The organism is Chryseobacterium sp. Y16C, from assembly GCF_022488405.1.
GTDB classification, from domain to species: Bacteria; Bacteroidota; Bacteroidia; order Flavobacteriales; family Weeksellaceae; genus Chryseobacterium; species Chryseobacterium geocarposphaerae.
Genome location: NZ_CP092711.1, coordinates 1305678 through 1326937, shown reverse-complemented (window position 1 = coordinate 1326937; position 21260 = coordinate 1305678). Strand labels below are relative to the sequence as shown.

The 21260-nt window shown below is 36.0% G+C and carries 23 protein-coding genes; 16 read left to right on the top strand and 7 right to left on the bottom strand.

Going from position 1 to position 21260, the window contains the following annotated elements; translation table 11 throughout:
- Positions 1 to 13: 13 nt before the first annotated feature.
- On the bottom strand, positions 14 to 181 hold the full coding sequence (locus MKS83_RS05805) for a hypothetical protein (RefSeq protein WP_240582375.1): 168 nt from the start codon (positions 179 to 181) through the stop codon (positions 14 to 16).
- 16 nt (positions 182 to 197) lie between these two features.
- Positions 198 to 428, bottom strand: a complete 231-nt coding sequence (locus tag MKS83_RS05800; protein ID WP_240582374.1) for a hypothetical protein — start codon at positions 426 to 428, stop codon at positions 198 to 200.
- A 276-nt stretch (positions 429 to 704) separates the two neighbouring features.
- Between MKS83_RS05800 and MKS83_RS05795 the strand changes: the two genes are divergently transcribed.
- Together MKS83_RS05795 and MKS83_RS05790 are read left to right on the top strand one after the other, a co-directional pair.
- Entirely contained in the window at positions 705 to 2405 is a 1701-nt protein-coding gene (locus MKS83_RS05795; protein WP_240582373.1) for a tetratricopeptide repeat protein, read from the top strand.
- A gap of 46 nt (positions 2406 to 2451) precedes the next feature.
- Positions 2452 to 3297, top strand: coding sequence for an RteC domain-containing protein (locus MKS83_RS05790; RefSeq protein WP_240582372.1), 846 nt, complete (start codon positions 2452 to 2454; stop codon positions 3295 to 3297).
- A 61-nt stretch (positions 3298 to 3358) separates the two neighbouring features.
- Here MKS83_RS05790 and mobC read toward each other — a convergent pair whose 3' ends face one another.
- The 3 genes from mobC to mobA all read right to left on the bottom strand — a co-directional run bounded on the left by mobC (position 3359) and on the right by mobA (position 7181).
- Positions 3359 to 5353 carry a conjugal transfer protein MobC gene (gene mobC, locus MKS83_RS05785; protein ID WP_240582371.1) on the bottom strand — a complete coding sequence of 665 codons (1995 nt, stop codon included), beginning with the start codon at positions 5351 to 5353 and terminating at the stop codon, positions 3359 to 3361.
- A gap of 101 nt (positions 5354 to 5454) precedes the next feature.
- The gene (mobB, locus tag MKS83_RS05780) at positions 5455 to 6741 is read right to left on the bottom strand and encodes a conjugal transfer protein MobB (protein WP_240582370.1); all 1287 of its coding nucleotides are present in this window, start codon (positions 6739 to 6741) and stop codon (positions 5455 to 5457) included.
- Positions 6738 to 7181: a conjugal transfer protein MobA gene (gene mobA / locus MKS83_RS05775; protein WP_240582369.1), complete on the bottom strand. Its 444-nt coding sequence runs from the start codon at positions 7179 to 7181 to the stop codon at positions 6738 to 6740. Before mobA ends, mobB begins: the two co-directional genes overlap by 4 nt.
- A gap of 670 nt (positions 7182 to 7851) precedes the next feature.
- Between mobA and MKS83_RS05770 the strand changes: the two genes are divergently transcribed.
- The 14 genes from MKS83_RS05770 to MKS83_RS05705 all read left to right on the top strand — a co-directional run bounded on the left by MKS83_RS05770 (position 7852) and on the right by MKS83_RS05705 (position 18819).
- A complete protein-coding gene (locus MKS83_RS05770; RefSeq protein ID WP_240582368.1) occupies positions 7852 to 8619 on the top strand; it encodes a ParA family protein in 768 nt (255 codons plus the stop codon).
- Positions 8620 to 8623: 4 nt separating this feature from the next.
- Complete coding sequence (locus MKS83_RS05765) at positions 8624 to 9019, top strand: DUF3408 domain-containing protein (RefSeq protein ID WP_240582367.1); 396 nt, start codon at positions 8624 to 8626, stop codon at positions 9017 to 9019.
- A gap of 11 nt (positions 9020 to 9030) precedes the next feature.
- Complete coding sequence (locus MKS83_RS05760) at positions 9031 to 9654, top strand: hypothetical protein (protein WP_240582366.1); 624 nt, start codon at positions 9031 to 9033, stop codon at positions 9652 to 9654.
- 195 nt (positions 9655 to 9849) lie between these two features.
- Positions 9850 to 10155, top strand: a complete 306-nt coding sequence (locus MKS83_RS05755) for a DUF4134 domain-containing protein (protein ID WP_076352058.1) — start codon at positions 9850 to 9852, stop codon at positions 10153 to 10155.
- Between the two features lie 12 nt (positions 10156 to 10167).
- Positions 10168 to 10500: a DUF4133 domain-containing protein gene (locus MKS83_RS05750; protein WP_240582365.1), complete on the top strand. Its 333-nt coding sequence runs from the start codon at positions 10168 to 10170 to the stop codon at positions 10498 to 10500.
- Complete coding sequence (locus MKS83_RS05745) at positions 10497 to 13004, top strand: TraG family conjugative transposon ATPase (protein WP_240582364.1); 2508 nt, start codon at positions 10497 to 10499, stop codon at positions 13002 to 13004. The genes MKS83_RS05750 and MKS83_RS05745 overlap by 4 nt, the downstream gene beginning before the upstream one ends.
- A 19-nt stretch (positions 13005 to 13023) precedes the next feature.
- Positions 13024 to 13656 (top strand): DUF4141 domain-containing protein, encoded by a 633-nt coding sequence (locus MKS83_RS05740; RefSeq protein WP_240582363.1) that lies wholly within the window; start codon positions 13024 to 13026, stop codon positions 13654 to 13656.
- A gap of 1 nt (position 13657) precedes the next feature.
- The gene (traJ, locus tag MKS83_RS05735; RefSeq protein WP_240582362.1) at positions 13658 to 14650 is read left to right on the top strand and encodes a conjugative transposon protein TraJ; all 993 of its coding nucleotides are present in this window, start codon (positions 13658 to 13660) and stop codon (positions 14648 to 14650) included.
- A 12-nt stretch (positions 14651 to 14662) separates the two neighbouring features.
- Positions 14663 to 15286: a conjugative transposon protein TraK gene (traK, locus tag MKS83_RS05730; protein WP_240582361.1), complete on the top strand. Its 624-nt coding sequence runs from the start codon at positions 14663 to 14665 to the stop codon at positions 15284 to 15286.
- Between the two features lie 10 nt (positions 15287 to 15296).
- Positions 15297 to 15566: a hypothetical protein gene (locus MKS83_RS05725; RefSeq protein WP_240582360.1), complete on the top strand. Its 270-nt coding sequence runs from the start codon at positions 15297 to 15299 to the stop codon at positions 15564 to 15566.
- A gap of 4 nt (positions 15567 to 15570) precedes the next feature.
- Positions 15571 to 16872 (top strand): conjugative transposon protein TraM, encoded by a 1302-nt coding sequence (traM, locus tag MKS83_RS05720; RefSeq protein WP_240582359.1) that lies wholly within the window; start codon positions 15571 to 15573, stop codon positions 16870 to 16872.
- A 15-nt stretch (positions 16873 to 16887) separates the two neighbouring features.
- The gene (gene traN / locus MKS83_RS05715) at positions 16888 to 17793 is read left to right on the top strand and encodes a conjugative transposon protein TraN (RefSeq protein ID WP_240582358.1); all 906 of its coding nucleotides are present in this window, start codon (positions 16888 to 16890) and stop codon (positions 17791 to 17793) included.
- A 1-nt stretch (position 17794) separates the two neighbouring features.
- Complete coding sequence (locus MKS83_RS05710) at positions 17795 to 18355, top strand: conjugal transfer protein TraO (RefSeq protein WP_240582357.1); 561 nt, start codon at positions 17795 to 17797, stop codon at positions 18353 to 18355.
- An 11-nt stretch (positions 18356 to 18366) separates the two neighbouring features.
- A complete protein-coding gene (locus MKS83_RS05705) occupies positions 18367 to 18819 on the top strand; it encodes a DUF3872 domain-containing protein (protein ID WP_240582356.1) in 453 nt (150 codons plus the stop codon).
- A 266-nt stretch (positions 18820 to 19085) separates the two neighbouring features.
- On the opposite strand, the gene MKS83_RS05700 is transcribed toward MKS83_RS05705, so the two are convergent.
- Entirely contained in the window at positions 19086 to 19529 is a 444-nt protein-coding gene (locus MKS83_RS05700; protein ID WP_240582355.1) for a JAB domain-containing protein, read from the bottom strand.
- Between the two features lie 698 nt (positions 19530 to 20227).
- Positions 20228 to 21223, bottom strand: coding sequence for a YhcG family protein (locus MKS83_RS05695; RefSeq protein ID WP_240582354.1), 996 nt, complete (start codon positions 21221 to 21223; stop codon positions 20228 to 20230).
- Positions 21224 to 21260 lie beyond the last annotated feature (37 nt).

The window sequence follows — 21260 nt, the reverse complement described above, 5'->3', positions numbered from 1 at the left end:
GATGTTTATAGTTTTAACAGGCAATAATTAACTTCCATTTGGCTTTCTTTCCACAGTACTCAGGCATCATTTCACCTTTCGATAGGGTTACAGTTGTTTTGAAATTCCCCATACTTTCCCAGATGCCACTTTTTGGACATGGTAAGCCTGTAACAGCTGATATGGAGGTATGAGGAATCATGGATTATGATGAAGGATTAATTATTTTTGTACAGCCGCCAATTATCTCCGTCTCTTACTGGCGGATCAGGAGGATTAGGATCTATAGTCCCTTCTATTGATTTAGCAGAATCCTGCCGCATCATCATGGTCTTCTGAGCCTCTGGGGACACTCTGTAATCTGACTCAATATCTTCGTCTCGATTTATACAGTTCTGTAAACAAACTGAGCCTATAGCAAGGCTTAAAATTGGGATAAACTTTTTCATAGTAATGATTTTAATTTGGTTATCCCGGCCGGATTGATTTAGAATTCTTAGCCAAAGGTATCGGGCTGCGAAGTCAAAAAAAACTGCTCTACGGTGCAATTTTAAAATAGGTACGTCTCAATTTTAAAATTGATACATTTTTATTTGTTGTGTAATTTGTTGATAATCAAATTGTTGTTTAGTATTTGTTTTTAAGAAATTTGATTTCTCTAAAATTTGACTTATTTCAAAACAAAATGTCTATTTTTGAGATGGTGAGGTTCTAATAATCAGTATATGAAAAAGTTAAACTACTTTCTCGTCCTCTTTTCTGCTTTTTCCAATTTTGTATTTTCACAGCAAAACGAACGGACTTTCAATGAAATAAGAAAAACGTATGAAAGAATGACGATCGATGACAGGGATGCGCTACCTGCTGTGACGCTATATATTTCAAAAGCCAAAAAAGAGGGAAATTATGTAAAACTGATTCAGGGTTACCGGGACGGAAGACAGTTTGATTACAATAATAAAATTAAGTATGCTGACAGTGCTATCAGTATTAGTCTTACCCATGGAACGAAAGATGATATCAGCAGAGATTATCTCAGCAAAGGAATCATCTATTATTTTTATCAGAAAAAATATAAACTAGCCTTAAACGAATATTTAAAGGCATATAAGTATTCAAAAGATTCCGACGATCAATATCTTCATTACAAGGTCTTGTACCATTTGGGAATTGTTAAAGGACATCTGGGATATTATGAAGAAGCTCTTGAGCATTTTGAAGACTGCCTCGCTTATTATGACAAAAAGTTAAAAGAAAAACATCATGTCAATGAGCAGTTTAACTACAATAAAGGTTATCTGAACACCCTTCATCAAATCACGATTATTAATCGTTATTTAATGAACTTTACTAAAAGCGACAGTCTGAGCCAGCTAGGGTATAGTCTTACTGAAAAGGACAACGATTTTGCTCTGGAGAATAGTTACTTTTTAAAATGTATGGGGATTTCAAAATTTCAAAAGAAAAATTTTAAGGAGGCGAGGGTTGATTTGGAAAAGGCTCTGCCCACTATTTTAAAACGCAATGATTTTGCCTGGTCTACGGTGATCTACTATTATCTGGGTAAAATTTCCGAAGCTGAAAATGATCCGGAGATTGCCATTAAATACTATAACAGAATAGATTCTGTTTTTGAAAAGCATGAATTTGTACTCCCTGAAGTTTATAGCAGCTATAAATATCTCATTGAATATTACCGAAATAAAGATGTCAATAAGCAGTTGCATTTTACCAATCAATTGCTTAAAGCAGACAGCATTATTTCTAAAGATTACCCTTATCTTTCTTCGAAGCTTCATAAAGATTACGACCGTCAAACGCTGATCGAGCAAAAAGATGATATTGAAAAAATGAGCAAGAGAAAGATGAAATATGCTCAAATTTTGATCTTTTCCGGCAGTATTGTGCTTACGTTCTTTGTAGTAAAATACAGAAAGGATCAAAAAATTAAAAAGCAATATGATCTTTTACAAAAGCGGATAGCAGATGGCACTTACAAAATTAGTGATATTGAGAAGGATGAACTCGATGAACATTCACTTCGGAAAACCTTCCTAACTCCTGAAATGACTTTAGAAATAAGGGAAAAGCTTGAAAAATTTGAGCAGGAGTTGCAGTTTAAAAAGAAAGGGCTTACACAGAATAGTATTGCTGTGAAACTGGGAACCAATTCTCATTATCTGTCAGTATATATCAACGAAAATAAAGGAATGAATTTTAATAAATATATGGCAGAACTCAGGATCAATTATATCACAGACCTGCTGAATACAAACAATAAATATCTTAACTACCGAATTGAAGCGTTAGCAGATGAATGTGGCATCGCTGCACGTCAAAATTTTTCCAATCTGTTTTATGAAATTAACGGTATACGTCCGACGGATTATATTAAAAAACGAAAACAGGAGTTGGGAATCAGTTGATTATATTCCTACTAAACGTTTTTTTGTAAATTTCTAAAAAAAGGACATGGTAACAAAAACTCTTTTTAGAAAAATTAAAAAATTACATGATGACTTAGAGTTAAAAATTAATGAAGTCTATGACGATGATCAGGATATGGTGAAAGTCTCAGAAAAGTCTTTGATTCTTATCGATGAGTCTATCAGAATGCTTAAGGAAATGATTTCAAAGCATCATTTTGAGAGTCTCTCTGAAGAGGTTTATTTCTTTAAGAAATTGAAGCCTGAGTTTATTTCTAAGTTTATTTATTACTCAACCATTTTAGATCTTGAATCGCATAAACCGGCAGCCGGCAAAAAGGTGCTCAAGAAATATTATGAAGCAGAGCAGGAAAAACTCAAAAATTTCTATATCTCACAATCCGAATTTTACAGCTATTACAAACGTAATGCGTCTTATCTTGATCATAAGATATTTGTCCGCAATTCTTATGATCTGAAAATGAAGCTATCATTTGGATTTTATAATTTCGATGCCAGTTTTACCACCTCCCACGATCATCTGATTGCCCGCTTTATTGCCAATCAACAGTTTGATCAATACTTAAAAAAACAGATTGAAAATCTGATTGATACTGTGAACGGAAAAGCCATTTCTCCATTGGCCTGGTCTGCATCCAAAGTAGGATTAATTGAATTGGTGTATGCATTATATCATATGCGTTGTTTCAATGGAGGAAATATTGAATTAAGCGAAGTGGTCAAATTTGTAGAAAAATCTTTGGATACCGATCTGGGAAATTTTCATAAAACAATTTTCGAAATTAGGAATAGAAAACAGGGGCCTACAAAGTTTTTGCAATTGGTCAGTGATAATCTAAACCAGCACTTTGTCAACAGCGAAAGTGAATAGTTGTTCTGTATTTGAAAAGCCTCAAGAGCTTGGAAAGATAGTGAGAGGCTTTTTAATCCATTTATTGGATTAAGTGTTGTAAATCGGGATCATTTTTAATTCTTTCTAACTCATCCGTGATAATACTAAGAATATCGGTTTTAACCTTTTTGTAATTTTTGTTTATTTCTGTCTTCATACGATCTTCACCATCTTCATCATCAAAAGAACGAATTTGCGGGATCGGATGATAATCTTTCAACTCGGCAGAAAGTTTTGCTTGATCTACAACAATTTCAGAATGAAATATTTTCTGTTCTATTCTCTGATCAAAATTATCTGAAACAGCACCCACAAAAAATCCTTGAGTTAAGGTTGAAATTTTAGAAGCAGGAATTAAATTATCTAATTGTGTTGAAATTGACGTTGACGTATCATTTCTGTTAATCGACATGCTCTGTCTTTTTTGAAGTACTTTTCCGAAACGCTCCGAAAGACTTTTTGCGGTTTCACCTACAACCTGGCCGCTGAAAATATTTCCAACGGTGTTTTGAATAACCTTACTTTCTTTATCCCCATAATCTCTGGTCAGTTGAGAAAAGTCCTGGAATCCAAGACAAACTGAGACTTTATTGCTTCTTGCGGTTGCGATTAAATTATCAAGCCCCCTAAAATAAATAGTAGGTAACTCATCTATGATCACTGAACTTTTAAGCCTGCCTTTTTTATTAATAAGCTTTACAATCCTGGAATTATACAATCCCAAGGCTGCAGAATAAATATTCTGACGATCAGGATTATTTCCTACACATAATATTTTGGGTTCTTCCGGATTGTTAATATCCAGAGAGAAATCATCTCCTGTCATCACCCAGTAAAGCTGTGGAGATATCATTCTCGATAATGGAATTTTTGCAGATGCAATCTGACCCTGAAGTTGATCCTGTGCGCCTCCCTGCCAGGCATCCATGAAGGGAGACAGATAGTTTTCCAACTCTGAATAGGAAGTTAGTATTGTAAATACATCTTCATACTTTTTATTCAGCAGTTCAATAGCGTGCGGAAATGTACAATAGATCCCTTCTTTGTAAATTTTTAAAAACCAGATAATGGCGGCCAAAAGAATAATCGGACTTTCGACAAAGAAATCTCCCTGCTTTTGTATCCAGCTTCGATTGAGATTCAACATGATGGTATAGGCCGCTTCATAAGCATCAGAAATATCAGTCATGAAGTTTGGATTTAGCGGATTACATCGGTGGCTTTTTCGTGGATCATCAAAATTAATGATGTAAAATTTCGGCTTTACTTTATATTTATCGCTATTCTTCAATAAATGATTATAGGCAATGGAAGAAAGATCGTCGAATTTAAAATCGTAGATATACATGCTAAAGCCTTTCTCTATATGTTGCTTAATGTAATTGTTGATAACAGCGTACGATTTTCCCGAGCCTGGAGTACCCAGCACAATTGAAGCTCTAAAAGGATTGACAATATTGATCCATCCCTTATTCCATTTTCCTTTGTAATAAAATTGAGTAGGGAGATTGATGGAATACTCATTTTCGACCAGTTTGGTTTCCTGCCAGAAACTCTCATTTTCGTTGTTGAATACATCGTCCATTAAATGGGTACTGAGCAATCGGGTCATCCATACGCCTGCCATTAATAAGGCAATATAGCCTAATGAGATCGTAATGAAGTAGAGGAATATTGCTGTTTCGTGAGAAAGATGTAGCAACGGTGTATTGAGGAAGAAAAGCACAAAGCCACTAAATATTGCCAAGAAAATTTTTGACCAGGTTATCTTTTCATTTTTTACTCCTTTAGTTCCTAAACAACTCAAAGCCAGCAAAACCACTGCAAATACTTTGGTATAGAGGGGATGCGAAAACAGACCTGCCGTTCGGTCGAAGTTTGCTAATATTTTATTGATGATTACCAATGTCCAACCCCGCTCCAAAAAGAAACGATAGCAAAACCAATAAAGATGCATCAGTACCAAAAGAATACTGACTGCACGCATAAATGCCATTATCTTGGCGAGCCCCCTTAAATCATCCTCTCCCTGCATTATTTCATGTTTTACTGTTCAGGAATGAATTTAAAGGCTTTACAAAATTGCTATTGTAATCTGGCAGTATCTGGCTTTTGGTTGCCTTGCTTGGCCATATATTATTTCTGACTTCTTTGGCGTTTGCGTTTCTTCATCATTTCGTTGACAAAGATTTGTTCTTCGTAATCTTCTCCTTGTAATTGGGGCAATAGACCTCCAAGTGACTCAACCCAGTCGTCTTCTTGTTTACCTGTCGTTAAGAATTCAAACAGATGGTGTGGTTTTTTTAGAGGCATATCAGCAGGATCTGACGTTGCTAGTTTGGTATTTGATACTCGCGGAACTTTTGCCTCTTGCTTGATATTCCTATTCCAACAATCATTAAAGTTATTGGCAGCAAGCTCTTTTCCTAACCGTGATCCATTCCAAACTGTTTTAGAATGATGGTCTATGAATGTTACCCCATAGATTCTTCCTTTTTCATTTCTCCGAATGACAGTATCAATATGATGAAGAGCTAATTTTCTTTTAAAATCTGACTCATTATTTGTGGACTGAAAAGTTTTAAGAATAAGAGATTTTAGAATTTTTTGTGCAGGATTATTTTTCAGATTAAGTTTACATTTCTCAAAATGTAATTGTAAGCTTTCAAGCCCGGCTGTTTTCCCAAATAAAGAAGCTTTAAGGGGATGTCCTGTCTTTTTTCCATCATCAGATAATGGAAAATATAATAAACCCCTTTTCAATTTCCCATGCAATTCACCTTCTATCTGTTCGGTAGTAATATTATAGAGAGAAAGTAATGCATTGTATTCTCCCAATGTTTGAAATTGATAATATTCCGGTAGATGGCGAATGACAGAAGAAATCTGACTTTTAACATCACCTTTTTTGTAATTTACGGCACGAAAAATTTTCTCATTTTGTTGACTTTGTTTTTCAGTTGCGGGTTGAAGTCCGAATGCTTTTTCCAAATCCCTACAGATTTTCATCGACCTTACTTTTTCAAACTGATCAGAAATCTTTTTACCATTTTCATCTACACATACCGAAACGATGTGGATATGTGAACGGTCAATGTCGGTGTGTTTGAACACTACAAAAGGCTGCTCTCCATAGCCCATCTCACGCATATACTGCTCTGCTATTTCTTTATATTTTTGATCACAAACATGGTCTCCCGGATCGGGATTAAGAGAAATATGCAGTGTATGCTTTTCAGTTTTTTGATTAGCGATCAAGTAAGGTTCAAATGATTTCATCAACTGTGGCACAGAATATTGTCCATTCAGGGTTTCTATCATCTTGTTGGTCAAAAGAATTTCTCCTTTCTCCTGCTGTATCTTGGTATTATTGTATGACAAAACTCCAAAAAGATTGTTGCTTCTCCCAATTTTTGCGATCATTCTACCTTATTATTTTGTAGATTTTTTTGATGAAATTCTTCGGTAATCTTAATGACATTTTTAAAAATTTCAATCATTTCTACCGTTTGCTTTTCCAACTTATAGAGAAAAGATGCTGCTTTTTTTTCAGAAAAATGATTGTAAAGAATCTTCACAATCTGATTGTAATTAACACCTACATTACGAAACTGGCTATGAAAAGAGGTCAGCCGCATATAAAAATCCAAACTTCCCTTATCAATTTTTATCGTTTTTATGGGTTTGTTAAAGATACAGGACGTTATAAAATGAGCTTTAACTTTCATTCCCGACTGATCAAAAAGTTCAAGAAATCGGGAATGCTCCGCTTCATTCAAAGAGATGGTATATCTAATCTTGGCAGGATCAACTTTAGGATGTCGCCCTCCCTTTTTCTGTTGTTTACTGTTTTTATCATTCATAATCTTCTACTTTACTATATAAACACCGACTTCGGAGGTTGTTTTTCTGCTCCCTGCAAGGGCAAGTTGTTTTTAGCATCGGAAATGATTCCGAGATGCTCAAAACACAACTTGCCCCTTTCGGGTGAAAGGATATCTCCTAAGATTATAGTGGATTTGATCTCTTGAAACCGCATATTACAAAGGAGTGTATTGTAAAGTCTCTTTAATTCTAAATCAACATCGGCTTCTTTTACAAAGTAACAATCAATTGATAATGAATGCTCTGTATATCATAAAGCCAAACAATGACATATCACGCCAAAGAAAGAATATCACCTTTTAGCAGCAATTTTATACGTGTTATTTGTACAGGGAAGTTATCCGGAGTGCCATCAAAAGGTCTTGCTCAGTTTCCTGAAAGCCTGCAGGCCTGAAATCAAGAGGGCAGGCACGACACCCGTCAGAACTTATATAGGGCTGGAAATACAGCTTTCTTTCAGGATTGATTGATTGATTGATTGATTGATTGATTGATTGATTGATTGATTGATCTAAATCTGGATAGAGTGATGGGTTGTTTTAAGTCGATCAAGATAGCCAGCCAGTGATGCTGATGGCATCCAATCACTACACTTTAGTACAATAGTAAACAATTAGTTAATTGAAGTTTAACATAAAATCAGGAAATATGACCACAAAAAAAAGACCATGTATTATTGCTTTCTCCACTCAAAAAGGAGGAGTAGGAAAAAGTACTTTTACAGTACTTATAGCGAGTATTCTTCATTACCGTTTAGGCTATAACGTTGCGATCTTCGACTGTGACTTTCCACAGTACAGTCTGATACAAATGCGTGAACGGGATTTAAAAACAGTGATGAAAAATGAAGCATTAAAGAAAATGGCTCATCAGCAATTTACAACCATTAATAAAAAAGCCTATCCGATTTTTCAATCAAAAGCTGATACAGTCCTGGAAGAGATTGAGAAATATTTAGATGAGTTGGATATTGCTCCTGATTTTATTTTTTTAGATCTACCAGGGACAGTAAATACTGCCGGTATTTTAAAAACATTAGCGAGTGTCCATCATATTTTTTCACCCATTACAGCAGATCGGCTAGTGTTGGAAAGTACCTTAAGTTTTACAGATGTTCTGATGAATGTTTTAATGAAAGAAAAATATACAGAGATTAAAAGTATTCAACTATTTTGGAATCAGGTTGATGGAAGAGAAAAGAGTGTTTTATATAATAATTATAGCCAAGTGATTAAAGAGTTGGGATTGCGACTCATGGAAACTACCATTACTGATAGCAAAAGATTTCGTAAAGAGGGTGAGGTTCAGGCTAAAACAGTTTTTCGTTCTACACTGCTGCCGGCTGATCCCAAATTAATGTCTTTATGCCGGTTTGATCACTTTATGGAAGAGCTTTTACAAATTATCAAGGTATAAGAGTATGGAAAATGAAAAAAAGAAGATGGAAGATAATAGTATAGATGAACACTATCTGATGTCCATCATGGCTGGTAATACAAAGAAAGAATCGCCAATCCTTGAATCGGAACAGCCAAAAGAAAAACAGATTGTAAGGCAGAAATCGAGGAACAAAAAAAATGAGGAAATTACTTATGTTGAGCAATTTCTAACCCATCACACGATGACTAAGCGTGGGGATAAAAGTATCTATATCCGTCCAGAATATCATGAACGTCTTTCCCGCATTATCCAAATCATTGCAGATGACCAAATCCCTTTATATGCGTATTTGGATAATATTTTGGCCTATCATTTCGAAATGTTTGAAAAAGAAATTACAGATAATTTCAATAGTAAATACCGTCCCATTTTTTAATATGAATAGTTATGGAACAACTCATCATCATAGGTTTATTAATCATTATAGTTTTACTTCTCCTGGAAAAGAAGTTATCACAGAGAAAAGTTCAGGAAGAAAAAAAGAATACTCAGTTTAATTTGCCTTCTATTATAGGAGATACAAAAAAAGAAGAGAGACAACCAGTGCCATCATTTGCTGATCAAAGCCAGAGTGAAAATAATAAAATGGGCGTGTCTATTTTTGAATCAGAAACCAACAGTCAAGGATTTGACAATAACGATCTGAAGAAAAATTTGGATCAAATATTGAGCAGAAGTGAAGTCTGGGAAGAAGAGGAAGAGGACTGGGTTGATGAGATGGAAATAGAAGTTGAAAGCGGTTTTGCCACAGGGGTTACCTTTCAGGAATTGAATACTGTGAGTCAGTTTTTCCAACAGGATGTATTGGATCCTGATGTTGAAAATGAAGCAGCCTATATTATTCAAAAAATTCAAGGAACCGAGCTTTTCAATCTTTTAGAAAAATCATTGGGAGAGGCGTCAAGAAGAGTAGATCATTTATTGAGTAAAAATTATCAGAATGATGGGACGCCAATCTCTTCTCATCTTCATAAAGGACTGGATGGTTTTGATATTGGGGAGTTTGTTTAAACAGACTCCCTTTTTTGTATTTGTATAATCAGACTGAAAAGTCTGGTTTTTTATGCAAAAAACTGAAAAAAAAGTCATCCAAAGCCAAATCATACCTATTGCAGACACTTAAAAATTAGCCGGTTTTTCCAAAGCACATTTGCTATTGAATCCTGCAGGGAGCGGGTTTCATTAACCAATTTAAATATTTAAAAAATGGAAAAACAGAGAAAAAAACTGCTGTATGCAAGTTTGGCACTTTTCCTAAGTACAGGGGTATTTGCACAAGGTAATGGCAGTGCCGGAATCAATGAGGCCACACAGATGGTCACCTCTTATTTTGAACCGGCTACCCAATTAATTTATGCTATTGGTGCGGTCGTCGGATTGATTGGAGGCGTCAAGGTTTACAATAAGTTCAGCAGTGGAGATCCCGACACCAGTAAAACGGCTGCCAGTTGGTTTGGTGCGTGTATATTCCTGATTGTAGCTGCTACCATCCTGCGTTCATTCTTCCTTTAAAAATCTTGGATTATGAATACATATCATATTAATAAAGGAATAGGACGGACTGTCGAATTCAAAGGGTTGAAGGCACAGTACCTGTTTATTTTCGCAGGTGGTCTGTTAGGATTGCTGGTCTGCATGATGATCATGTATATGGCTGGAGTTAATACTTATTTGTGCCTTGTCATAGGGGGTGCCAGCAGTGGTCTTTTGATCTGGCAGACTTTCGCACTGAATGGAAAATACGGAGAACACGGCCTGATGAAATTGGGTGCTCTTAAAAAGCATCCTAAATACATTATCAGCCGCAAAAGCATATACCGCTATCTGCAAACTAACCGTAAAAAAGCTTCTGCATGAGAAATTCTTCCAAATCGGCAACATTGGAGAGTAAATTTCCACTGCTTGCTATAGAAAATGATTGCATTATTTCAAAAGATGCAGACATCACGGTTTGTTTTAAGGTCAGACTTCCGGAATTATTTACGATTGCCTCGGCTGAGTATGAAGCCATTCATTCAGCATGGTTCAAGGCGATTAAAACGCTTCCCGACTATACGGTCGTTCATAAACAGGACTGGTTTATCAAGGAAAATTATAATCCTGATCTTTCGAGAGAGGATCAAAGCTTTCTTTCCAAATCTTTTGAAAGGCATTTCAATGAAAGACCTTTTTTAAATCATTATTGTTACCTGTTCATTACGAAGACGTCCAAGGAAAGAATACGGATGCAGAGCAATTTTTCATCTTTATGTAAAGGCAAGCTGATTCCGAAGGAGATTAAGGACAAAGAGATAATCAGCCGTTTTCTGGAGGCTGTCGATCAGTTTGAGCGTATTATGAATGATAGTGGTTATATCCATTTGGAAAGAATGATCGAGGACGAAATTTCAGGGACTGCTGAAAAGTCAGGACTCCTGGAACAGTATCTCACTTTATCTCGTGAAACCCATCCTTCATTGCAGGATATTAAGCTGGGTTCAGAAGAAATGCGGATCGGCAACAACCGTCTCAGCATGCATACCTTGTCAGACACCGATGATTTGCCTGGTACCGTTTCATCTCACAGCAGATATGAAAAGCTAAGTACGGACCGTAGTGACTGTTTGCTGTCTTTTGCATCTCCGGTCGGGCTGTTATTAAGCTGTAATCACCTATATAATCAATATTTGTTTATTGATAACAGTGATGAAAACCTGTCTAAGTTTGAAAAATCTGCAAGGAATATGCATTCCCTGGCAAGATATAGCAGAGCCAATCAGATCAATAAGGAATGGATTGAAAAGTATTTGAATGAAGCACATTCTTTTGGTTTGCAATCGATACGTGCTCATTTTAATGTGATGTCATGGTCTGACAATCCTGCCGAGTTAAAACAGTTGAAGAATGATACAGGAAGTGCCTTAGCTTTGATGGAATGTAAGCCCCGTCACAATACAACAGATACAGCCACTCTTTACTGGACAGGAATTCCCGGAAATGCAGGTGATTTTCCGAGTGAGGAAAGCTTCTATACATTTATTGAGCCGGCACTTTGCTTTTTTACTGAAGAAACGAACTATCAGGATTCTCCTTCTCCTTTCGGAATCAAGATGGCAGACCGTCTCACAGGGAAACCAATCCACTTGGATATTTCTGACCTTCCTATGAAACAGGGAATCATAACGAACAGGAACAAGTTTATCCTTGGACCTTCAGGAAGTGGCAAATCCTTTTTTACGAACCATATGGTTAGACAGTATTATGAGCAGGGAGCTCATGTTCTGCTTGTCGATACAGGAAATTCCTATCAGGGATTGTGTGAACTGATCCAAGGGAAAACAAATGGCGAGGATGGAGTGTATTTCACCTACACAGAGGACAATCCAATTGCCTTCAATCCATTTTATACTGATGATGGAGTTTTTGATATCGAAAAACGTGAAAGTATTAAAACACTGATTCTCACTTTATGGAAAAGAGATGATGAACCGCCGACACGATCAGAAGAAGTAGCATTGTCCAATGCCGTAAGCGGTTATATTGAAATGATTAAAGCCAAGGAGCAGCATCCCTCATTTAATGGATTCTATGATTATGTCAAGGAGGATTATCAAAAAGTGTTGGAGCAGAAAAAGGTCAGGGAAAAAGACTTTGATATTGCCAACTTTCTCAATGTATTGGAGCCTTATTATCGGGGTGGGGAATATGATTACCTGCTCAATTCAGAAAAGCAGCTGGATCTGCTGTCCAAGCGTTTTATTGTTTTTGAAATCGATGCCATTAAAGATCATAAGATTCTGTTTCCCATTGTGACCATCATCATTATGGAAGTCTTTATCAACAAGATGAGAAGATTGAAAGGAATTAGAAAACTGATCCTTATTGAAGAAGCCTGGAAGGCAATTGCCAAAGAGGGTATGGCAGAGTATATCAAATACCTATTCAAAACCGTAAGAAAGTTTTTCGGAGAAGCCATTGTAGTGACTCAGGAAGTTGATGACATTATTCAGTCACCTATTGTGAAGGAAAGCATCATTAATAATTCAGATTGTAAGATCCTGCTGGATCAGCGTAAATACATGAATAAGTTTGATGACATTCAGGCAATGCTCGGACTAACGGATAAAGAAAAATCTCAGGTATTATCGATCAATATGAACAATGATCCGAAGCGACTGTACAAAGAGGTTTGGATCGGATTAGGTGGAACGCACTCTGCGGTCTATGCCACTGAAGTGTCAACTGAGGAATATCTTGCGTACACCACCGAAGAGACGGAAAAGATGGAAGTGATGAATCTTGCATCAGAACTTGATGGCAATGTAGAGCATGCGATTAAGAGGATTTCTCTAAAGAAAATTAAATCAACCAAAGACAATTAATCAACACCTATTTACACCCATGAAAAATTTAATCATTAAAATAGTAGTGGTAGCATTCTTCGCTACCTTCACCTTTGCAAAAGCACAATTTGTCGTTACCGATCCTGCTAATCTTGCATCTGGTATTTTAAACTCTGCCAATGAAATTGTGCAGACTTCATCAACGGTATCGAACGTCGTAAAAAACTTTAATGAAGTAAAGAAAGTTTACGATCAAGGCAAGGAATATTATGATAAGCTGAAAGCCATCAACAATTTGGTAAAAGATGCCAGAAAAGTGCAGCAGACTGTTTTGCTTGTAGGGGATGTTTCCGAGATGTATGTCAATAATTTCGGTAAAATGCTGAATGACCCGAATTTTAATGCACAGGAATTATCTTCCATAGCCAATGGGTATTCTGCTTTACTCACTGAGAGCACTGAACTGCTTAAAGAACTGAAGGAAATTATTACCTCTAATGGTCTTTCTTTAAACGATAAAGAAAGAATGGATGTCATTGATCGGGTTTACAAAGAGGTCAAGGAATACCATAATCTGGTAAGATACTATACCAACAAAAATATTTCAGTGAGCTATCTGAGAGCTAAAAAGCAGAACAACACCCAAAGGGTGTTAAATCTTTACGGAACCTCTAACCAAAAATACTGGTAATATGGAGCCTACGAATTTACATGAAGTTCTACGATCGGTATATGAGGAAATGATGCCTTTGTGTGCTGATATGGCAGCAGTAGCAAAAGGTGTTGCGGGTTTAGGAGCCTTGTTTTATGTAGCCATCAAAGTCTGGCAGTCCTTAAGCCGTGCTGAGCCCATTGATCTGTTTCCGATGCTGCGGCCATTTGCCATAGGGATCTGTATCATGTTTTTTTCAACCTTGGTGTTGGGAAGTATCAATGGAGTTCTAAGCCCTATTGTTCAGGGAAGTCATTCGATGTTAGAAAATCAGGTTTTGGATTTGAATGAATTACAACAGAAAAAAGACCTTCTGGAGAGAGAAGCCATGCTTAGAAATCCGGAGATGGCTTATCTGATCTCCAATGAAGAGTTTGATAAAAAGCTGGAAGAACTGGGATGGTCACCTTCTGATCTGGTCACCATGTCCGGGATGTATATCGAAAGAGAAATGTTCGCCATCAAGAAAGACATAAGGGACGGTTTCAGAGAATTTCTGGAAATTCTTTTTCAGGCAGCCGCGTTGGTCATTGATACGATAAGGACATTTTTTCTGATTGTACTTTCCATATTAGGTCCCATTGCTTTTGCAATTTCAGTCTGGGATGGCTTTCAGACCACTTTAACCCAATGGCTGACAAGATACATCAGTGTTTATCTCTGGCTTCCTGTTGCTGACATTTTCAGTTCTATACTGGCCAAAATACAGTCACTCATTTTGGAGCGGGATATTGAAATGCTGGCAGATCCCAGCTTTATTCCTGACACTTCCAATACGGTTTACATCATTTATATGGTGATCGGAATCATAGGATACTTCACCGTACCTACGGTTACGGGATGGGTTATACAAGCTGGAGGGGCAGGAAACTTCATGCGCAATGTCAATCAGACCGCCTCAAAGTCAGGAAATATTGCGGGAGCGGCAGCAGGCTCAGCAACAGGTAATATTTCAGGAAGGTTATTAAAATAAAAGTACAGTACTATGGAATTTAAATCATTAAAGAATATTGAGAGTAGTTTTAAGCAGATCCGTCTGTTTACGCTGGTTTTTATCGTCCTGTGTTTTGGAGTTGTAGGAGTTGTTGTATTTAAATCATATCAGTTTGCCGAAGAGCAGCGCCAGAAGATTTATGTATTGGATAATGGTAAGTCTCTGATGGTGGCACTTTCTCAGGATATGTCGATCAACAGGCCTGTTGAAGCCAGAGAGCATGTCAGAAGATTTCACGAACTGTTTTTTACGGTAGCACCTGATAAAAATGCTATTGAAAGCAATGTCAAAAGAGCGTTCAATCTTGCTGATCAATCTGCATTTAATTACTATAAAGACCTTCAGGAAAAGGGATATTATAATAGAATTATTTCGGGGAATATCCAACAGAGAGTAGAGGTAGACAGCTTAGCTGCAGACTTTGACAGTTATCCATATACCGTAAAAACATACGCCAGACAATTTATCATCAGATCAAGCAACCTTACCATAAGAAGGCTGATTACAAGCTGTTCATTGGTTAATTCCGTAAGATCTGACAGCAATCCTCAGGGATTTACCATTGAGAAATTCAACGTCCTTGAAAACAAAGATATTGAAACCGTTGAACGCTAAAAGTCACCTTATGAAAAGAATAAGAGATAAAATAGAATATTACGCCTTGCAAGCAGATAACCGTTGGAAAATTCTTCCTGTTAAGCGACAAAGATTATTAACCAAGCTTTTTTTCGGAGGATATACTTTGCTCACTTTACTGGTAATTGTTAGCATCTGCATATCGACAAGTCAGAGGAATAACGAAATATCGATCAATCATATTGATGGAATTTCTAGGAGCCCTCAAACGGAGGATACATTACAAGCTGATAAGATTAACTCATTAATTAAGAAGTAGAAGGATGAAAGATTTTGAAAAAATAAAAATTACAGAAGATGACCTACCTCAGAATGATAATGGAGTAGGAGATCATCCCAAAGCAAAATGGGAGCACCTTAAAAAGCCAATGATCTATTGTTTAATGGCTTTATTATGCATGGTTTGTTTATATCTGATTTTTAAACCAAAAACAAATAATACGATTGTTGCAGAGGAAGGTCTTAATGCTGCAATTCCCCAGGCAAAAGACGGTCAGTTGCAGTCGGACAAGCAGAAAGCTTACGAGCAGCAACTTTTGGAACAAAAAAATGAAGAAAAGAAAAATGCCCTCACTACATTATCTGATTATTGGACAGATGAAAGTGATGTTAATCAAAATTCCGGAACATCCTTATCTGCCAATAAATCAGGTGATTTATCACGTTCAGACCAGAATGCGGTAAACAGTTATCGAAATGCACAACAGACCTTAGGTTCTTTCTATCAGCAGGATAATCAGGAAGTCAATGATTTAAGAAAGGAAATTTCCAGATTAAAAAAGGATGCGATACAGAATAATTCTGTTCCTGCAGGCCTCGGAATCAACGATCAGTTGGAATTAATGGAAAAATCCTACCAGATGGCAGCTAAATACCTTCCTTCCGCTTCGAAAGAAGAGACTATACCAAAAGAAAAAGAAGAAACAAAGCTATCAAATGAAAAGAAGGTTAAGCTTACCGCAGTGAAAGCTGCTCATTCCAGAATAGTTTCATCGTTGTACAGAGAACCATCTGACAGCGCTTTTATTCTAGGGTTGAATCATAGTAGATTTTTTGACATACCGAGTGATAAAAAAAAATCAAGTCAATCTAAGAATGTGATAAAGGGCATTGTTTCTGAAACCAAAACATTAGTGAATGAAAGTTCATTATCAATCATGCTTTCAGAAGGTATGCAGTTGGGTCGGATAGATATTCCATCAGGCACAGTGCTTATCGGCACAGGTAAATTTCAAGGGGGAAGACTTCAGCTGAAAGTGAGTTCAATTGAATATGGAGGCAACATTTATCCTGTGGAAATTAACGTATATGACAATGATGGCCAGCCAGGGCTGAATGTTCCTTATTCACCTGAGCAAAATGCAGTCAATGACATGGTAGCGAATATGAGTCAGACTTCAGGAACGAATATTATGATGACCCAATCAGCCGGGCAGCAGATTGCATCGGACCTAAGCAGGGGAGTGGTACAAGGGGTGTCCGGTTATTTTCAGAAAAAAGTCAGACAACAGAAGGTAACGGTAAAGGCGGGTCATCAGATTTTACTTGTGCCAAAGAATAACTAATTAAATTAATAAAAAATGAACACACTAAAGAACCATTATACTTTTGGAATTCTACTCCTGCTCATCATAAGCAGCAGGTCATTTGCTCAGGATTCCTTTGCTTCTTATCTTCCTTTAGAGCAAGCACGATTGATCCCATTCAGAATGGAGGTTACCTATAATAAAACATCACATCTCTTATTTCCCTCACCTATTCGATATGTTGATCTTGGAAGCGATCTCTTGGTTGCCAATAAGGCAGAACCTATTGGAAATGTTCTCCGGGTTAAGTCCGCAGTAAGAGATTTCGAAGAAGAAACTAATTTTTCAGTCATTACTGAGGACGGAAAATTTTACAGTTTTGATGCATCTTACAGTGCTTATCCGGCAGTACTCAGTTATGATTTATTAAAACTGCAGAGAGATATCGAACGACAATATTCAACAGATGTTTTATTTGAAGATCTTAAAGGAAGCTCATCTACGGTGACAGAGCTTATTATGGAAAATCTTTACCGGAAAAACAATAGAACTATTAAGCATATTGTCTCCAAAAACTATGGAATTCAATTCTCAGTCAGGGCATTATATGTCAATGATAACAAGTTTTATTTCACCTTGGAGATTGAAAACTCCAGTAATGTGGCGTATACTATTGAATGGGTCAACTTCAAGATTGTTGACAAGAAAAACTTAAAACGTACGGTTGTTCAGGATAAGCTATTAGAACCGATTCGTGTGTATTGTCCTACAATGACGGCTTCCGATCATTCGAACATGTTAGGAATTTATCTATTAAATCAGTTTACCCTCCTAAAGGATCAGGTTTTGGAAATCGAAATTCTGGAAAAGAATTGGGGAAGACATCAGAAAGTGCAGCTTGAAAATAAAGACCTGATTCATGCAAGGCTCATTAACAGTTTAAACATAAAAACGAAATAAGATGTATAAAATATTTTTAACAGTAATTTTTATGCTTACAGCAAGTATTAAAACATTTGCCCAGCAAATGATTCCAAAGCAAAAAGGTGTTGAATTTTCTTATTCAGTATTTCCGCAATCCCCCAAAAAGCAAAATTATGCTTTAAACGTTGGGATAATTTCTTACGTACGAAATGGCAGTTACTTTTTTGGATTGGCAGAATATGGTAGAAAGTATTATGAATATACCAACTACGAAATCCCGATAGAGATGTTCCTGTTCAACGGAGGTTACAGTTTTTACTTGTGGGGAGACTTTATGCGAAATGTCAATCTTAATCTTGGAATTGGAGGTCTGGCTGGTTATGAACAGGTAAATAGAGGTAATAAAGTGATTGATGATGGTTCAATGCTTGACTCAACAGATAACTTCATTTATGGAGTTGGTGGTAAGCTTTCTTTTGAAAGTTATCTGACGAGACATTGGGTTTTTCTGATCAATGGGCAGCTGCGCTTTTTAAAGAACAGTCAGCAGGGGCAGATTCACTCCCTATTCGGTTTTGGAATAAGATATAATTTTTAAAATAATATAAAATGAAAAATATAATTGATCATACATTTAAGATACTGTTCAGGTATGGCTTACTGCTATTCGTCGTGGGTTTTATATTACATTCATGTCAGAATGATGATTTAGAAATTCAACAGAGTTTTCCATTTGAGGTAGAGGTGATGCCAGTTCAGAAGTACGTCGCTAAAGGTGAAACAGTAGAAATCCGATGTCGTATTATATCCGCTGGAAATTATGCCGGAACTGCCTATTCGATACGATATTTTCAATCCGATGGAGCGGGTAATCTCAGATTAATTAATGATCCACCTTTTGTTCCAAATGATTTCTATCCTTTAACTGAGAAGGAATTTAGGTTGTATTATACTTCTGAATCCACGGTATCTCAAAGTTTTGATATTTGGATCTCAGATAATATGGGGAATAAGCAGCAAGTCAATTTTCAATTTAATCCTCAAAGTACGGGGGCATTGTAGATAGATTTTATGTAAAATGTAATATACTTAGGCTATTTCATCAGAAATAGCCTTTTATTGTTTGCCATTCAAAGCTATAAGAAATAGCCAGAGAAACTAATCGTAACCTTTTTGAAAAAAATTAACCTAGATTTTTTTTCAATAGGGTTACTCTAACAATTTGCGAAAAGACGTTTTCGACCAAAGGAAGGAATTGTCTTTTCGCCGATACGTAAATAAGCGATAATAGTAAATTATCGCTTGCTTTAAGTAATGATACTTTTGATTTATAGATGACCGTCATCGGCAAATGATAAGTAATCTGTTGAGGTCAAAATGCAATGATCCAGTAATTTGATATTTAAAAATTCTGATGCACTTTTTATGCTCTGAGTAATTTTCAAGTCTTCTGAAGAGGGTTTTAAATTACCAGACGGGTGATTATGTGCTAAAATTATCGCAGTTGCATTGCACAAAAGGGCTGCTTGCATGATGATTCTTACATCAACTATTGTTGAAGAAATACCTGATTCGGATATTTTCTTTATCCCTAAAACTTTGTTTGCCTGATTTAGATATAGTGCAAAAAATGATTGTCTGTAATCTATTTCTTCAAGGTCAAAGTATTGACGGAATACATCAACAGCATCAAGTGAACAGCTTATTAATTTCTCAGAGTTGCCTTTTCTTGAATAGCTTAGTTTTATTTCATTGACAATATTAAAATCCATGTGATTGCTCTTATACGGCAGAGACTTGAATTTCCCGTACTTGTTATATTTTTGACTTGTTTTCAGTCTCTTTTCCAATTCATTCCTTAAAAATCCTTTCAGGCTTCGCTGAATATTTTTCAAAAGAAAACCGGAAAAAAGAAAGCAGATATGAAGTGTTGCCAAAGAATAAAAACCAAAAGGAAACGGAATAATTGGAAGGTACCTTTAGGGAGGAAACCGTTTATGCCGTAGTCTTTTGGTGGGAAAAGCGTTGGCTGGCAACAATACCTTAGCTGCCTTTTTACCGGTTTTTTTTTAAATATCAGAACATTAAATAAAAAATCCTGTAAAAAATCCTGTAAAAAATACAGGATATAAAATTTCGTTATAGTAACAAGATGGGTGATCTAATTTGTAAACGGGAGTTTTTTTAATATGGTTTATCATAAAAATCGCCAGATAATCGAGATTAACTGATGGAAGAATTTGAAAATAAATAATTGTGTAACTTCCCTGGACGAATCAAATCGTATTAATTTACTAATGTGTACAAATGAATAATGAACTTATTGAAATACGCAATGGTGTCTCGTAATTCTGATTCAGATCAAAAGAACTTTATTAATACTTTATCAGTAATAATAAAAGGAATCATAGAAAGAATTTTATTAAACTTTAAGAGGTTATAATTTTTTATTATAGAATTATTGTTTATTCTATGTCAGGTCGTCCAGTTCAAGTTTTAATCGGTCAGCTTCAATAAGTTGCTTTAATTCTATCTCATCGGGTAGGTAAGTTCTATATTTACTTGCAAACAGTTTTTCATTTTCAGACATAACAGAATATTTTACCACTGTTTCATCTTTTTCCGTGCATAAGATTATACCAATAGTAGGATTGTCATCATCTCCTTTTTTAAGATCATTATACATTCTAACGTACATATCCATCTGTCCGATAGCTTCGTGGGTTAATTTATGTGTTTTTAAATCAACAAGGACAAAACATTTTAGATAATAATTATAGAAAACAAGGTCTATGAAAAAATCGGAAGTATCGGTAACAATGTGCTGTTGTCTTGCAACAAATGCAAAACCTTTTCCTAATTCCATCAGGAATTTTTGCAAGTGAGAGATAAGTGCTGTTTCTATTTGAGTTTCTGTCTGTGTGGTATCAGTGGGCAATCCGAGAAATTCAAATATATAGGGGTCTTTGATGAAAGATGAAACTTCTTTCTCATCATTCTTATCTGGAAATTTTAATAATCTGCCCAAATACTTACTGTCAATATTTCGTTGCAGTGTTCTTGTATTCCAGTTACCTTCAATGGCATGATTTACGTATTGAATTCTGTGATCAGGGTTGTCAATTCTGCTAATAATCCTATAATGAGTCCAACTCAATTCGGTACGCACTGCGTTCCAAATTGGAAAAGAGCTAAAGAATGCCCTCATATTATTCAGATTTCTTTCGTTGAAACCTTTGCCAAACTCAAGAGATAGCTGGTTCGCTAAGTTTTTAAGTATATGTTTTCCATACCCTGCACGTTTTTCGCCATTTTGCTCATCCTGAACAATAAGTTTACCGATTTCCCAATACATATTTAATAATATGGTATTGGTTGTTCTGTAAAGACTTGATTTTGAATCGACAATAATTTTGGCAATTGAATGATAAAGTTCTTGTTTAGGCTGCCGTTCTTGTTCTTTCATATTTTCAAAGGTACAAAAATTAGAAGTTTTTAATAAA